This is a genomic window from Pseudoduganella guangdongensis (genome assembly GCF_009857475.1).
Classification (GTDB): domain Bacteria; phylum Pseudomonadota; class Gammaproteobacteria; order Burkholderiales; family Burkholderiaceae_D; genus Rugamonas; species Rugamonas guangdongensis.
This window is the reverse complement of sequence record NZ_WWCJ01000002.1, coordinates 253,219-268,194: the sequence shown is the minus strand read 5'-3', so window position 1 is coordinate 268,194 and position 14,976 is coordinate 253,219. Positions and strand designations below refer to the sequence as shown.

Genomic DNA, 14,976 nt, shown 5'->3' with positions numbered 1-14,976 from the left:
CGTAAGCCAATTGTTGGCTTGATTGCACCAGAACTTAGCTTTCTTGCACAGTCGCTTCGATGTTGTTCCCATCGAAATCAAGAATGAAAGCACTATAGAAGTTCACCTCGCTCACGCGAGGACCTGGGGGCCCGTTATCCTGGGCCCCCAGGTCTATTGCGGCGTAATAAAATGCATTCACCGCAGCGCGGTCGGGCGCGGTAAATGCCAAATGAATGGGGCTACGTGCGGCTTCGTGGCCGCTTTGCCAATAACTCGGAATTTCCGAGCCAATCCAGATAAATGGATGGCCGCTGGCTGGTGCATAAATTGCCCAGTCCAAATCGCTCACCCGACGTGTTATTCCAAGCGGCGCCAAACACGCGTCATATAATGCCGCGCTGCGCACGAAATCAGATACCACCATTCCCAGATGATGAATCATGGTACCTCCGCTGGCTAAATGCTTTTAACCAGCGTATCACTGCCGCGCCAAGCGCGGCGCACCTCAGAAATATCGGGCGTAGGCGGCGCTAAATGCGCCAAAGCGGCGCCGGCAATATTCCACCGCTGACGCACCGCTGCGGCGCGGACCGACCAGGCTCAAATGGCTATAATGAATAGAGAAAGTATTTCTTGCCGACATTTTAAATGCCGGGCCGAGCCCCCTGATTAGCCAGCCCGCTGCTCAAGCATTTGTAACGGGCAGTTAGTTCACGAAAGGCGCCCGTCAGGTAAACTGTCACCACTGACAATTTGAGGTTTTATCCCATGCGCCGATTTGCGCCATTCGCCCTGCTCTTCGCCCTCACCGCCTGCGGCGACTCCTACACACCGGGTCCGCTATACCAGGCCACGTCCGACGATTGCGGCACGGCAGTCGATGCCGACACGTTCGAACTGCCGCGCGGCATAACCGTGTCCGCGACCAATATCGTCCCGTCCGCCGAACCAGGCATCGAAATTGGCGTCAATTATATGCTGCCGCGTACCACGCAGGTGCAATTCGCCACCAAGCATTTCCAGGTCAGCCAGCCCAAGGGCGCGTTGCTGGAAAATGCGACCGTGCTCAGCGTGTATCAGCGCCCGACCAATGGCAAAGCCGAGCTGGTGGAAATCGTGAACGGCATGCCGTTGTCGATGAATTCGGTCGGCACCAGCGACCACACCCAGTTGCGCTACCGCCTGCTCATCAAGGGCAAGATGCCGCCGCGCTTCGACCTGACCCCTCCCGATGTCATTATCGGCGGCAAGCGCTATGTTTCGCGCACCTATACCTACCGTTGGTTCGAGGAAAAGAAGTCCTACGGCATGTGCCGCTGAAGCTGCACGGTAGCCGGCGTTGACGGGCGGTGCTGGGTTGCGGCCTTCACCGTTCCATTTCCCGACCGGCGGGCGCCTGATTCAGGTGCAGGGAATCGCGGCGCCGTGGATGGCGCGGGCCGCCGGGCTGCAAAGAAACAGGATGACCTCGGCCAGCGCGTCTGGCGCGACCCATTTACTGCGGTCGGCATTCGGCATGGCAGCGCGGTTTTCCGGCGTATCGATGGTTCCCGGCAGGACGCAATTAACATTCACGCCTTGGCCGCGCAACTCGGCCGACATCGACTCCGTCAGACGGATCACCACATCCTTGCTGGCGCAGTAGGCGCCCATATTGGCCAGCCCCTGGCGCGCAGAGCCGGAGGCGATGTTCACCACCTTGCCGCCCTGCCCGTCCAGCATGCCGGGCACCACGGCGGCAACCGCATTGCGCAGGCTGCGCACATTCAGGTCGAACAGGTCATCCCATTGCGCATCGCTGGTCGCGTGCACCGGCGTGCCCATGGCAAAGCCACCGGCGATATTGCATAGCGCGTCGAGACGGCCAAAACGCTGGATGGCCGTGCGGGCAGCAGCCGCCACCGACGCGGCATCGCGCAAGTCGGCGCTGGCCAGCATGCGTCGCTCGCTGGCCGGGCCGCAGGCCGACTCCAGGCGCGCCAGATCGCGTCCCAGCAGAACAGTGTTGGTGCCCGCCGCATCAAAAGCGCGCGCCACGGCGCTACCCAGCGCCCCCGCCGCGCCGGTGATGAAGATCGTTGTCATTCCATCCCTCGTTTCGAAAGCTGTTGCACCGTGGATTCAACCAGCCCGCGCACCTGCTGGCAATCGAGCGCGGCCAGCGTCTGCAAATCGTAAGTCTTCGCCGCCTCTTGCGCAATCAGATAGCCGAGGTAGTAGCCGCGACGGCGCGGCAGCTCGCCCGGTTTAGCAGAGTTCATCATGAACAGCTCTCCATATACCGGCTTCTCGGAGCTGTCGAGTACTGCTGCCAGCTCGCGCCATGCCTGCGGCAACTTCGCGCGCGTGGTGGCCGCCATGCCGCTTGGGAAATTGAGCAGCAAGTCGTTTTCGCTCGCGCCTGGATTCAAGGCGTGCGACACATAGGTCGCCAGGCCTTCACGCCAGAGTTGTGGCCAGACCTTGCCCTCCTCGCAAACAAAGCGCTCCGCGTGCATGACATGGAACAGCTCATGGTGGAATAGCGGCGCCGGATCGCCTTTCGGATTGACGTAGGCGAGCATATCGGCGCCAAAGATCAGGTGCAGCTTGCCATTCAGTTCGCGCGTGCCGCCGTCCATTTCGTGCAGCGAGTGCAGCACGGCAGTTGGCACCGTCAGGCGGAAATGCGGGAAGGTCTTGTTGTACGTATCCAAGTGCTGCTGCATGGCGCCGCCGAACTTCTCCGCCTTGTCGGTGTAGGCGTCGCGCAGCTTGGGGAAGGCTTCGATCGCCCGCGCGATGGCCGCATCCTGCTTTTCCGGCGTACCGCGCCCGTAGAACTCAGGATACTGCGCCAGCAACACCTTCTTCATTGCCGCCACGCGCTCCGGCATCGGCAACTGCGCCGAGGCGTCGTAAGCCGCCGTAAAGGCAGGGGCAAGATTGCGGATTTCTGCGCCGGTGGCATGGGTGGCGGACAGCGCCAGCGTGGCAAGGGCAGAGAGAATGATTTTGTGCATGAGGCGGTCTGGCAAAGGTTAGTGAGGTTGCCATTTTATATAGAACGCCGCAATAGCAAGCAGCTACTCCGACAGCCCGCTGCTTTCCAATGCCAGACTGCAAAAAATGCGGCCTGGCTTACATCTGCCGGAAATGATGCAGGTAGCTGCGGCTGACCGGCAGCAGCTCGCTGCGCCCATGCAGGTGGAGTTCGGCCGTTTCGTTCATGCCGCGCACCATCTCCCTGACGTACTTCAGGTTGACGATAACCGAGCGGTGGGTCTGTACGAAGTGCGTCGGGTCCAGCTCTTCGGCCAGCTCGCGGATGCTTCTCCGGATCAGGGCCTCGCCCTCATCCCAGGCGACCAGCGTGTATTTTTCCTCGGCCCGGATAAAGGCGACCTGGTCGACCGGGATCAGGCGCACGCTGCTGCCTACCGACGCCTTGATCCATTGCAGCCAGGCGCGCGTCGATGGTTTGCCCATCGTTTGGGCAAGCCGGCCCAGCGCCAGTTCGAGCGCGGCATGGTCCACCTCGCGGCACACCAGCCGTTGCTGCAAGCGCTCGATGGTGTCGGCCAGTCGCACCGGATCGAGCGGCTTGACCAGGTAGTCGATCGCGCCCTGTTCGAAGGCCTGGATGGCGTATTGTTCGAAGGCCGTGACAAAGACCAGGTGGGCGCGGCGGGCCAGCGCGCGGGCTGCCTCAATGCCGTTCAGGCCTGGCATGTGGATGTCGAGGAATACCACGTCGGGATGATGCGCCTCGAACAGTTCGAGCACTTCGCGGCCATTGCGCGCCTCATCGACCACGTGCAGCGCCGGCCATAGGTGCTGCAACTGCGCCCGCAAGTGCTGGCGCAGCAGAGGTTCATCGTCGGCGATCAGGGCAGTGATGGGCTGCATTCAATTTCCCTTGCAGTGAAATGGCATTCGGCGCGCACGCCATGCGGCGCGACTTCGTGCAGGTCGAGGCGGGCGGTCTCGCCGAACGTCGCGCGCAAGCGCGCCCGTACGTTGGCCAAGCCGGCGCCAGGGGCCGCCGATTCCGGCATGCCGGCGCCGGTGTCGGCCACCCAGACATTAACGGCTCCGGTGGCGTGGTCGCGGGTGGCACCGACGTCGATCCTGCCGCCATCGGTCGTTGGGTCGATGCCGTGGCGGACCGCGTTTTCCACCAGCGTCAACAAGGCCATGGCCGGGAAGCGCAACCCGCTCAGCTCGGGAGCGACAGATAGCGTGTATTCGAGGCGGTCCGGCATGCGCATCCGCATCAGCGCCAGGTAAGCTTCGACCAGATGCAACTCCCGGCCCAGCGTGGCGTCGGCATCGGCCAAGTGCGGCCCGGCGGCGCGCAGGTAGTTGATCAAGTGGCGCAGCACGGGGGCGGCGTTGGGCGATCCCGCTTCCACCAAGGCCTGGACATTGGCCAAGGTATTGAACAGGAAGTGCGGCTCGATCTGGGCCTGCAACAAGCGAAGACGAGCGTCCAACAGGCTGCGTTCCAGCGCGATCTTCTCGCTTTCCGCAACCGCGCGTTCGGCGCGTTCGCGGGCCTTGCGTTCGAAGCGCAATGCGATCGATGCAGCGGTCAAGCCACAAATCCACGCCACCACCGTCAAAACGACGAAGGCCGCTGCGCCCGCCGTTTTGGCGAGGTAGGGTCCGATATTCGGCCACTCGGCGACGATAAAGGTGGCCATCGACGCTAAGGGCGCAAGCAGCACGATTGCCAGCAAACGTAGCGCCGAATGCCGGCGCGAGGTGGCGTAAAAGGCGAACAGGAAGACCGCGCCGATAAAACTGATACGGGCGAGCACCGGCAAAAAGGCTGTGGAAAACAGTGCCTTTAATCCCCAGGACAATTGCAGCACGATGAGCAACGCTATAGCGGACTGCCGCAGGGTCGGTAAGCGATGCGGCGGGTTCAGGTTTGGCGCGGCGGGGTGGGCTGGCATTCAAGCACGATAAACGCTTCAGGACCGTCATTCAAGCCCCGTAAACCGTCGTCCGTCGCAAGAATCCCGCGCCAATGCTTCGCGCCCGGGCTCCCGCGCTTATGTTGGGACAAACAACCCGTCCCGAAAGGAGCCACATGACAACCGCCGCCGCCACCTTCCCTCGCCTCGCCCGCCCCAGCGCAATGCGCGCCTTGAAAACCGCAGCGGTTTTCTGGTTCGCCGTCACCGCACTCGGCCAAGTGATGTTCGTGCTTTACGTGTTGGGCTTTCATGGCCGCGCCATTGCGCTGGGTCAGCCGGAACTGATGAACAAGGTTCTTCCCAAAGGCTACGTGCCTGGCGACACGGCCGGCAACCTGGCGCTGGCAATTCATGTGTTGTTGGCCGCTGTGATTATCGGCAGCGGACTGCTGCAACTGGTGCCGCAATGCCGCACCCTGGCGCCACGGCTGCACCGCTGGAATGGCCGCCTCTATGTCGTGCTGGCCGTCGTGTCCAGCATTGCGGGCGCGCTGATGCTGGTGACACGCGGCACCATAGGCGGCCCGCTCATGCATGCCGGCATGCTGCTCGATGCCCTGCTGGTGCTGGTGTTCGCCTGGCTGGCGGTACGCGCAGCGCGCGCCAAGCGCTTCGATCGCCATCGCCGTTGGGCCTTGCGCCTGTTTATGGTCGTCAGCGCCGTCTGGTTCTTCCGTATCGGCCTGATGGGCTGGCTGCTGCTCAACGGCGGCCCTGCAGGTTTCGACCCGGTGACTTTCCGCGGCCCGTTTGTGGACGTGCTGGCATTTGCACAGTACTTGCTGCCACTCGCCGTGCTGGAGTTGTACCTGCGCGCGCGCAGCAGCGCCAACGCACTGCTGCAGGGCGCCACCGCCGCCCTGCTGACCGGTGCGGCGCTGTTCATGTGCGTCGGCATCTTCGGCGCCACAATGGGCATGTGGCTGCCACGCCTGTAATCGCAGACACGCATGACTTTGCGTTTGCTCCAGGCCGTCATATGCGACTGCGTCTTGGACCCAATGCATGCCGCTCACACTGCCGCCCGGTGGGCGGCAAAAGAAAAAGGCAGCCGAGGCTGCCTTTTTTGTCGTCGCAAGGAAGGATTAACCCTTGATCTTGCGCAGTTTTGCGATGGCTGCCAGCTGGCCGATAGCCGCTGCCAGTTCCGCTTGTGCTTTCGCGTAGTCGATACCGGTTTGTTTGTTGGCCAGGCTTTCTTCCGCCAGTTTCTTGGCAGCTTCAGCTTTGGCTTCATCCAGGTCATGACCACGGATCGCGGTGTCAGCCAGGACCGTCACAGCGTTTGGCTGCACTTCCAGCAGGCCGCCGGCGACGAAGACGAACTCTTCTTCAGCCTGGCCAGCAATCTGGATGCGCACCGCGCCTGGACGGATACGGGTGATCAGCGGGGTGTGCTTAGGGTAAATACCCAGCTCGCCCTGCTCGCCCGGCAACGCCACGAAAGTCGCTTCGCCCGAGAAGATTTGCTCTTCGGCCGAAACCACATCAACGTGAATAGTGTTTGCCATGTTTATCCTTTGTGCGCAGTCCCGCGCTGCGGGACTGCTTCAACTCGAATTAGCCCAGTTTCTTGGCTTTTTCGATGGCTTCTTCGATGGTACCAACCATGTAGAAGGCCTGTTCTGGCAGGTGGTCCAGTTCGCCGGAAGCGATCATCTTGAAGCCCTTGATCGTGTCTTTCAGCGAAACGTACTTACCTGGGGAACCGGTAAACACTTCAGCAACGTGGAACGGCTGGGACAGGAAACGCTGCATCTTACGAGCGCGTGCCACCACCAGCTTGTCTTCCGGAGCCAGTTCGTCCATACCCAGAATCGCGATAATGTCGCGCAGTTCCTTGTAGCGCTGCAGGGTGCCCTGTACGGCGCGTGCGGTAGCGTAGTGCTCTTCGCCCACGACCAGCGGGTCCAGCTGACGGGAGGTCGAATCCAGTGGGTCAACCGCAGGGTAGATACCCAGCGCGGCGATGTCACGGGACAGAACGACGGTCGAATCCAAGTGACCGAAGGTGGTCGCTGGGGACGGGTCGGTCAAGTCATCCGCTGGAACGTACACGGCCTGGATCGAGGTGATCGAACCGGTCTTGGTGGAGGTAATACGCTCCTGCAGACGGCCCATCTCTTCAGCCAGGGTAGGCTGGTAACCCACTGCGGAAGGCATACGGCCCAGCAGTGCGGAAACTTCGGTACCGGCCAGGGTGAAGCGGTAGATGTTGTCCACGAAGAACAGAACGTCACGGCCTTCGTCACGGAACGATTCAGCGATGGTCAGACCGGTCAGCGCCACGCGCAGACGGTTACCAGGCGGTTCATTCATCTGACCGTAAACCATGGCCACTTTGGAGTTGGCCGGGTTTTCCAGGTCAACCACTTTAGCGTCAGCCATTTCGTGGTAGAAGTCGTTACCTTCACGGGTACGCTCACCAACACCGGCGAACACGGACAGACCCGAGTGCGCTTTAGCGATGTTGTTGATCAGTTCCATCATGTTCACGGTCTTGCCCACACCTGCACCGCCGAACAGACCAACCTTACCACCCTTAGCGAATGGGCAGACCAGGTCAATAACCTTGATGCCGGTTTCCAGCAGGTCTTGGGATGGGGACAGTTCGTCGTAAGCAGGAGCCACGCGGTGGATCGAAGCGGTTTGCTCGTGGGAGACAGGGCCGCATTCGTCGATCGGGTTGCCCAGCACGTCCATAATACGGCCCAGGGTGGCTTTACCCACTGGAACCATGATTGGTTTGCCGGTGTTCTGGATGGTCATGCCGCGACGCAGACCGTCGGAGGAGCCCAGAGCAATGGTACGGACGATGCCGTCACCCAACTGCTGTTGCACTTCCAGGGTCAGCTCGGAGCCTTCCATTTTCAGCGCGTCAAAAACCTTAGGCATCGCGTTGCGTGGGAACTCAACGTCCACCACTGCGCCGATACACTGAACGATTTTGCCATCAGCCATGTTCGTTCCTTCAAATATAGTTAAATTCGTTTAAACCGCTGCCGCACCGGCGACGATTTCAGACAGTTCTTTGGTAATTGCAGCCTGGCGGGTCTTGTTGTAGACCAGCTTCAGCTCACCAATCACGTTGCCGGCGTTGTCCGATGCGGACTTCATCGCCACCATACGCGCCGATTGCTCGGACGCCAGGTTTTCTGCAACGGCCTGGTACACCAGCGCTTCAATGTAGCGCTCGAGCAGTTCGTCGATCACGGAAGCAGCGTCCGGCTCGTAGATGTAATCCCAGTTGTGGGACTTGTCATCGGCCTTCATCTTGTCCGCGGTCAGCGGCAACAGCTGCTCGACCAACGGTTCTTGCTTCATCGTGTTGATGAACTTGGTGTAGCACAGGTAAACGGCGTCCAGTTTGCCTTCCTGGAATTTCTCCAGCATCACTTGCACTGGGCCGATCAGCTTTTCCAGGTGCGGCGTATCGCCGATCTGGGTAGCTTGTGCGACCACTGGTACACCGATGCGGTTCAGGAAGCCCAAACCTTTGTTACCAATTGCGACTGCTTCAATCTTGTTGCCTGCAGCTTCCAGCTCGCGGGTCTTGTTGGTCACCATACGCAGAACGTTGGTGTTCATACCACCGCACAGACCTTTGTCGGTCGTTACGATGATAAAGCCCACAGCCTTGGCTTCCGTCTTGGCTTCAGCCAGGAACGGGTGCGTGTACTCGGGGTTGGCATTCGCCAAGTTCGCAGCGATATTACGAATCTTGTCACTGTAAGGACGGGCGGCGCGCATACGATCTTGCGCCTTGCGCATTTTCGATGCTGCGACCATTTCCATCGCTTTGGTGATCTTCTTCGTATTCTCTACGCTCTTGATCTTGCCACGTATCTCTTTACCTGCTGCCATGATCCTTCTCCTTTGCGGGGTGGCCCGTTGCCGGGCCACCAGGTATTAGTTTGCGAAGGATTTCTTGAACTCAGCAATGGCGGCCGACAGCGCAGCTTCGCCGTCTTTGTCCAGTTGCTTGGTTTCTTCGATCTTAGCCAGCAGAGCGGAGTGCTTGGTCTTCAGGAACGAGTGCAGTTCGGCTTCGAAAGCCAGCACGCGCTTGACTGGAACGCTGTCCAGGAAGCCCTTGTTCACTGCGAACAGCGAGGCGCCCATCAGGGAAATCGACAGTGGCGAGTACTGAGCCTGCTTCAGCAGTTCGGTCACGCGGGCACCGCGGTCCAGCTGCTTACGGGTCGATTCATCCAGGTCGGAAGCGAACTGCGCGAACGCAGCCAGTTCACGGTACTGTGCCAAGTCGGTACGGATACCGCCGGACAGGTTTTTGATGACCTTGGTCTGGGCAGCACCACCAACGCGCGACACCGAGATACCTGCGTTAATCGCAGGACGGATACCGGAGTTGAACAGCGAGGTTTCCAGGAAGATCTGGCCGTCGGTAATCGAAATCACGTTGGTTGGAACGAACGCGGAAACGTCGCCAGCCTGGGTTTCGATGATTGGCAGTGCGGTCAGGGAACCGGTCTTGCCTTTGACAGCGCCCTTGGTGAAGGCTTCGACGTAGTCGGCGTTCACGCGAGCTGCGCGTTCCAGCAGACGGCTGTGCAGGTAGAACACGTCGCCTGGGTACGCTTCGCGGCCTGGTGGGCGGCGCAGCAGCAGGGAGATCTGACGGTAAGCAACTGCTTGCTTGGACAGGTCATCGTATACGATCAGAGCGTCTTCGCCGCGGTCGCGGAAGTATTCGCCCATGGTGCAACCGGAGTACGCCGAGATGTACTGCATTGCTGCGGATTCCGAAGCGGAAGCGGCCACAACAATGGTGTACTCCATCGCGCCGTGCTGTTCCAGGGAACGCACGATGTTCTTGATGGTCGATGCTTTCTGGCCGATAGCAACGTAGATACAGGTAACGCCCTGGCCTTTTTGGTTGATGATGGCATCAACTGCAACGGCGGACTTACCGGTCTGACGGTCGCCAATGATCAGCTCACGCTGGCCACGGCCGATTGGTACCATCGCGTCGATCGATTTCAGGCCGGTCTGCATAGGCTGGCCGACGGACTCACGGGCGATAACGCCTGGAGCGATCTTTTCGATTGGGGAGGTCAGGGTGGTGTTAACCGGACCTTTGCCGTCGATCGGCTGGCCCAGGGCGTTAACCACGCGGCCGCGCAGTTCAGGACCGATCGGCACTTCCAGAATACGGCCGGTGCACTTAACGGTGTCGCCTTCGGAGATGTGCTCGTAGGCGCCCAGAATAACGGCACCAACGGAGTCACGCTCCAGGTTCATTGCCAGGCCAAAGGTGTTGCCTGGGAATTCCAGCATCTCACCTTGCATCACGTCCGACAGGCCGTGGATGCGGCAGATACCGTCTGCTACGGAAATTACGGTGCCTTGATTGCGCACTTCAGCGCCGCCGTCAATGCCTTGGATCCGGCTCTTGATCAGCTCGCTGATTTCGGATGGGTTGAGTTGCATACTAACTCCTAAATGTTTTCTCTCTAGCTGTCGCGGTGCCGATCAGGCGACCAGCGCGGAACGCAGCTGCTGCAGCTTGGCGCTGACCGAAGTGTCCAGCACTTCGTCGCCCACCACGACACGCACGCCGCCGATCAGGGCCGGGTCAGTGCTGACGATTGGTTTAAGCTTGCGGCTGAATTTCTTTTCCAGCGTCTTGATCAGCTCGGCCACCTGGGCTTCGCTCATGTCGAATGCGCTCGTGATCTCGGCGTCGGCCGCACCTTCGGCGGCGTTCTTCAGCAGCACGAATTGGGCACCGATTTCCGGCAGCAATGCGATACGACCATTTTCGATCAGCATCGAGAGGAAGTTGTTCGCTTCCGCGTTCAGCGGCGATTTCAGCAAGGCCTTGATGGCTGCGATGACATCGCTATCCAGAACTTTTGGATTGCGGGCATATGCCAGCACCTCTTCATGCGAACCGATCTGGGCCATTTCGGACACCAGATCGGACCACTGCGCGAGGTTGCCAGCCTGGGCTACGCGGAAGAGGGCTTCCGCGTAAGGACGGGCGACGGTTGCGAGCTCTGCCATAATCAGAGCTCGGTAGCCAGGCGATTCAGCAGGTCAGCGTGAGCCGACGCGTTGACTTCGCGCTTCAGGATTTGCTCCGCGCCCTTCACAGCCAGGTCAGCCACTTGACCACGCAGTGCTTCGCGGGCCTGGGTTACTTGCTGCTCAGCTTCAGCTTTAGCTTGTGCCACGATGCGGGCAGCTTCGGCTTGTGCGTTTGCTTTGATTTCTTCTGCGACCAGTTGAGCACGCTTTTCAGCGTCCGCAACGAGCGACGAAGCGTCGTTACGGGCAGCGGTCATGGCTTCAGCAGCAGCTTTTTCAGCTTTCTGCATGGAAGCCTGACCTTGGTCGGCGGCAGCCAGACCATCTGCAATTCGCTTGGCACGCTCATCCAGCGCGTTGTTCAGCGCTGGGAATACGAACTTCATCGAGAACCAGACGAGCACCGCGAAGGTGATCATCTGACCGATGAGAGATCCATTGATGTCCATACCTTGCTCCTAAGAGATTTTCTCCAAATTCAGGAGAAAGATTACTGAGCAACAGCAGCGGTGATAGCGGTCAGGAATGGGTTGTTGAAGGTGAACAGCAGAGCAACACCAACACCGATCATCGAGATCGCGTCCAGCAGACCAGCAATAACGAACAGCTTGGTTTGCAGTTGTGGCATCAGTTCAGGTTGACGTGCCGAAGCTTCCAGGAACTTACCACCCAGGATAGCGAAGCCGAGTGCGGTGCCGATAGCGCCCAGGCCGATGATGATTGCCACTGCCAGAACGGTCATGCCTTGTACTTGTGCGATCAGAGCTTGCATTAGATTTCTCCTAATTTAAAAAAAACGAAAATACCAAAAAACTAAAACTAATTACTACGAATAAGTTGCTGATTAGTGCTTCTCAACCGCGAGGGCCAGGTACACAACCGTCAACGCCATAAACACAAACGCTTGCAGGGTAACAATCAGAATGTGGAAGATTGCCCATGGTCCACCCAGCATCCACTGTGCCCACCATGGCAGCAGTGCGATCAGGATGAAGATCAGTTCGCCGGCGTACATATTGCCGAACAGTCGCAGCGACAGGGAAATTGGTTTGGCGAACAGTTCCAGCATCTGGAAGATGAAGTTCACAGGTGCCAGCAGGATGATGGCGATCGGGCTGTGCGCGTGGAACGGTGCGGTGAACAGCTCTTTACCCCAGCCGCCAACGCCTTTTGCCTTGATCGAGAAGCCGATAATGCACAGCAGGACGCCGAAGGACATGCCGAAGGTGTGGTTCACGTCAGCGGTAGGCACAACGCGCAGGTAGTTCACGCCAGCGTAGCTCAACAGCTTAGGCAGCAGGTCGACTGGCAGGAAGTCCATCGCGTTCATCAGCCAGACCCATACGAAGATGGTGATGGCCAGTGGAGCGATCACTTTGGATTTGGCATGGAATGCGGAATTCACGGTCTCGTTGACCATTTCCATGATCCACTCAACGAAGTTCTGCAGTTTTCCTGGAACGCCGGAGGTGGCGCGGCGCGATGCCATGTAGAACAGGCCCAGGAACACGAAGCCCAGGATCAGCGAGATCCAGAAGGTATCGAGGTTGATGGTGCCGTTGGAGTTGTGGGTAAGGTGGTGCTGGATATACTCGGTGGCATTCGCCGGGGCCGCGTGGCCGCCATGTTCAGTAGTCATAGGTCCGAATCTTCTAAATGGTTAAATCTTGAGCAGTGACAGCCAATAAGCCAGGGTCGCCACTACGAATCCCAGGATCAGCCACATCCAGGCGGCTGACTTAAACAGCACCAGTGCGCAAATAAACAGCACTGCCGTTACAAATACCTTCAGCATCTCGGCGCGGAAGTGCGTCCGAAATGCTTTCTTTGCATCATCGTTGCCGCGCATCACCATCAAGGCGTACACCAGGCTACCGACTACTGCCATACCGCCGCCCACGGCTGCGGACCAGCCTTTCTCCACCCCGGCAAAAAGAACCACGGTAGCGGAAAAAAGGACGGCGATTGTTAATTGCAGGGCAACTACTCGGAAGACAGGCCAGGCGATACTTCTCGAAGAATCACTCACTTGCCACATTCCTAAAGACCCAAAGACACGGGATTATAGATGGTTTACATGACCAAGGTCAAACATGGTGCATTGCAAAAAGCGCCTCTAACAACAAGGTATTCTGCTGAAAAAGTGGGCATCTGGCGATTACTCCCGAGGTAATCGACACCGAACACGCGGCTGCCGCAGACCAGTGCCTGACCCTGTGGGTCAGGCACTGGTTTACCGGTTTTATCCACGCAAGCGCGCGATCACACCGTCGAGGATATCAAGGTCGGCAAAGTCAATAATCATCTGACCCTTGCCCTTGGCCCCCATCTTGAACACAACCGAAGTAGCCAGCGAATCGGACAGCTCCTCCTCCAGCCGCTTGATATCGCCCGACTTCTCCTTCGCCCGGGCCACAGGTTTAGCCTTCGCCTCTTCCATATGGTTGTGGACAAGCTTTTCCGTCTCACGCACCGACAAGCGTTTCGAAATTACAACATTCGCCAAAGCAATCTGCGAAGCCGCATCCACCGCCAGCAAAGCACGCGCGTGGCCCATATCGATATCACCCGCCATCAGCATGGTTTGCACCGGCTCCGCCAGGTTCAGCAAGCGCAGCAAGTTCGACACCGCCGAACGCGAACGCCCCACCGCCTGCGCCGCCTGCTCATGGGTGAAGGAAAAGTCCGTGATCAGGCGATGGATACCCTGCGCCTCTTCCAGCGGATTCAAATCCTCGCGCTGGATGTTTTCGATCAGGGCCATCGCCGCCGCGGTGGTGTCGTCCACATCCTTCACCAGGACCGGCACCGTTTCCAAACCGGCAAGCTGCGCCGCACGGAAACGGCGCTCGCCCGCGATGATTTCATATTTGACATGTCCGGTCGGCTTATCGATGCCCACCGGACGCACCAGCAGCGGCTGGATAATGCCCTGGGTCTTGATCGACGCCGCCAGCTCCGCCAGGCCACCCTCATCCATCTGGGTACGCGGCTGGTATTTACCGGCTTGCAGGAATTGCACCGACATTTCGTTCGGAGTGGGATGCGAGGTTGGATTGGATGGGTCTTCGTCGCCGCCGAGCAGCGCGTCCAGGCCGCGACCGAGGCCTTTCATTTTTTTGGTTGCCATTGTGGATAACTCGATTACATTTTCTTGATACGTTTAACCATCTCCGCGCCGAAGGCGATGTAAGCCTGCGCCCCTTTCGACGCCGGGTCGAAGGTCACGCCAGGCATGCCGTAGGACGGTGCCTCGGCCAATCGCACATTGCGCGGAATAATCGTCTTGAACACCTTGTCGCCGAAGTGCTGCTCCAGCTGGGCCGATACTTGCTGCGACAGGGTCATGCGCGGATCGAACATCACGCGCAGCAAACCGATGATCTTCAAATCCGGGTTCAGGTTGGCGTGCACCTTCTTGATGGTGTTCACCAGGTCGGACAAACCTTCCAGCGCGTAGTACTCGCACTGCATCGGAATGATCACGCCGTGCGCTGCGCACAAGCCGTTCAAAGTCAGCATCGACAGCGCAGGCGGGCAGTCGATCAGCACGAAGTCGTAATCCTTGGCGACCAGGGCCAGTGCATCGCGCAGGCGACGCTCACGGTTCTCCAGTTCCACCATCTCCACTTCCGCGCCAGCCAGCTCACGATTGGCCGGCAGCACATCAAAGCGCCCCGCTTCCGAACGCTGGCGCGCAGTGGCGATGTCGGCACTGCCGAGCAGGACTTCATAAGTGGATGATGCGAGACCGGCTTTGTTGATGCCCGCACCCATCGTGGCATTGCCCTGCGGGTCGAGGTCAACCAGCAACACTCGCTGATTCAGTTTGGCCAGGCCGGCGGCCAGGTTAACGGTCGTGGTAGTCTTACCTACGCCGCCCTTTTGATTTGCTACACAGAAAATTTTGGCCATGTATTGGTTGAAATGTTTTATATTGTTTAAACCGTTTATACTATTTAGTTCGTATAAACGATTA

The 14,976-nt window shown here is 59.1% G+C and carries 18 protein-coding genes; 2 read left to right on the top strand and 16 right to left on the bottom strand.

From position 1 onward, the window contains the following. Positions 1-34: 34 nt before the first annotated feature. Entirely contained in the window at positions 35-424 is a 390-nt protein-coding gene (locus GTP41_RS03800) for a VOC family protein (RefSeq protein ID WP_161024230.1), read from the bottom strand. Between the two features lie 326 nt (positions 425-750). Between GTP41_RS03800 and GTP41_RS03795 the strand changes: the two genes are divergently transcribed. Continuing rightward, positions 751-1,302 carry a hypothetical protein gene (locus GTP41_RS03795; RefSeq protein WP_161024229.1) on the top strand — a complete coding sequence of 184 codons (552 nt, stop codon included), beginning with the start codon at positions 751-753 and terminating at the stop codon, positions 1,300-1,302. 81 nt (positions 1,303-1,383) lie between these two features. On the opposite strand, the gene GTP41_RS03790 is transcribed toward GTP41_RS03795, so the two are convergent. From GTP41_RS03790 to GTP41_RS03775, 4 genes are all read right to left on the bottom strand, one after another. Next, on the bottom strand, positions 1,384-2,067 hold the full coding sequence (locus GTP41_RS03790; protein ID WP_161024228.1) for an SDR family NAD(P)-dependent oxidoreductase: 684 nt from the start codon (positions 2,065-2,067) through the stop codon (positions 1,384-1,386). Next, positions 2,064-2,984: a hypothetical protein gene (locus GTP41_RS03785; protein WP_161024227.1), complete on the bottom strand. Its 921-nt coding sequence runs from the start codon at positions 2,982-2,984 to the stop codon at positions 2,064-2,066. Before GTP41_RS03785 ends, GTP41_RS03790 begins: the two co-directional genes overlap by 4 nt. Before the next feature lie 118 nt (positions 2,985-3,102). Continuing rightward, positions 3,103-3,870 carry a LytR/AlgR family response regulator transcription factor gene (locus GTP41_RS03780; RefSeq protein WP_161024226.1) on the bottom strand — a complete coding sequence of 256 codons (768 nt, stop codon included), beginning with the start codon at positions 3,868-3,870 and terminating at the stop codon, positions 3,103-3,105. Then, on the bottom strand, positions 3,849-4,838 hold the full coding sequence (locus GTP41_RS03775) for a sensor histidine kinase (protein ID WP_371867272.1): 990 nt from the start codon (positions 4,836-4,838) through the stop codon (positions 3,849-3,851). Before GTP41_RS03775 ends, GTP41_RS03780 begins: the two co-directional genes overlap by 22 nt. 221 nt (positions 4,839-5,059) lie before the next feature. Here GTP41_RS03775 and GTP41_RS03770 point away from each other — a divergent pair, with 221 nt between their 5' ends. Further along, positions 5,060-5,884 (top strand): DUF2306 domain-containing protein, encoded by an 825-nt coding sequence (locus GTP41_RS03770; RefSeq protein WP_161024224.1) that lies wholly within the window; start codon positions 5,060-5,062, stop codon positions 5,882-5,884. Positions 5,885-6,031: 147 nt separating this feature from the next. On the opposite strand, the gene GTP41_RS03765 is transcribed toward GTP41_RS03770, so the two are convergent. From GTP41_RS03765 to GTP41_RS03715, 11 genes are all read right to left on the bottom strand, one after another. After that, complete coding sequence (locus GTP41_RS03765) at positions 6,032-6,457, bottom strand: F0F1 ATP synthase subunit epsilon (RefSeq protein WP_161024223.1); 426 nt, start codon at positions 6,455-6,457, stop codon at positions 6,032-6,034. A 49-nt stretch (positions 6,458-6,506) separates the two neighbouring features. Next, positions 6,507-7,907, bottom strand: coding sequence for a F0F1 ATP synthase subunit beta (atpD, locus tag GTP41_RS03760; RefSeq protein WP_057262248.1), 1,401 nt, complete (start codon positions 7,905-7,907; stop codon positions 6,507-6,509). 30 nt (positions 7,908-7,937) lie between these two features. Further along, positions 7,938-8,810, bottom strand: coding sequence for a F0F1 ATP synthase subunit gamma (gene atpG / locus GTP41_RS03755; protein ID WP_161024222.1), 873 nt, complete (start codon positions 8,808-8,810; stop codon positions 7,938-7,940). Positions 8,811-8,855: 45 nt separating this feature from the next. After that, the gene (gene atpA / locus GTP41_RS03750; protein ID WP_161024221.1) at positions 8,856-10,397 is read right to left on the bottom strand and encodes a F0F1 ATP synthase subunit alpha; all 1,542 of its coding nucleotides are present in this window, start codon (positions 10,395-10,397) and stop codon (positions 8,856-8,858) included. Positions 10,398-10,439: 42 nt separating this feature from the next. Next, positions 10,440-10,973 carry a F0F1 ATP synthase subunit delta gene (locus GTP41_RS03745; RefSeq protein WP_161024220.1) on the bottom strand — a complete coding sequence of 178 codons (534 nt, stop codon included), beginning with the start codon at positions 10,971-10,973 and terminating at the stop codon, positions 10,440-10,442. 2 nt (positions 10,974-10,975) lie between these two features. Then, positions 10,976-11,446, bottom strand: coding sequence for a F0F1 ATP synthase subunit B (locus tag GTP41_RS03740; RefSeq protein WP_161024219.1), 471 nt, complete (start codon positions 11,444-11,446; stop codon positions 10,976-10,978). A 41-nt stretch (positions 11,447-11,487) separates the two neighbouring features. Then, a complete protein-coding gene (gene atpE, locus GTP41_RS03735; RefSeq protein ID WP_161024218.1) occupies positions 11,488-11,769 on the bottom strand; it encodes a F0F1 ATP synthase subunit C in 282 nt (93 codons plus the stop codon). Positions 11,770-11,841: 72 nt separating this feature from the next. Then, a complete protein-coding gene (atpB, locus tag GTP41_RS03730; protein WP_161024217.1) occupies positions 11,842-12,636 on the bottom strand; it encodes a F0F1 ATP synthase subunit A in 795 nt (264 codons plus the stop codon). A gap of 21 nt (positions 12,637-12,657) precedes the next feature. Next, a complete protein-coding gene (locus GTP41_RS03725) occupies positions 12,658-13,035 on the bottom strand; it encodes an ATP synthase subunit I (protein WP_161024216.1) in 378 nt (125 codons plus the stop codon). A gap of 204 nt (positions 13,036-13,239) precedes the next feature. Further along, positions 13,240-14,127: a ParB/RepB/Spo0J family partition protein gene (locus GTP41_RS03720; protein ID WP_161024215.1), complete on the bottom strand. Its 888-nt coding sequence runs from the start codon at positions 14,125-14,127 to the stop codon at positions 13,240-13,242. A gap of 14 nt (positions 14,128-14,141) precedes the next feature. After that, the gene (locus GTP41_RS03715; RefSeq protein WP_161024214.1) at positions 14,142-14,912 is read right to left on the bottom strand and encodes a ParA family protein; all 771 of its coding nucleotides are present in this window, start codon (positions 14,910-14,912) and stop codon (positions 14,142-14,144) included. Between the last annotated feature and the right edge of the window lie 64 nt (positions 14,913-14,976).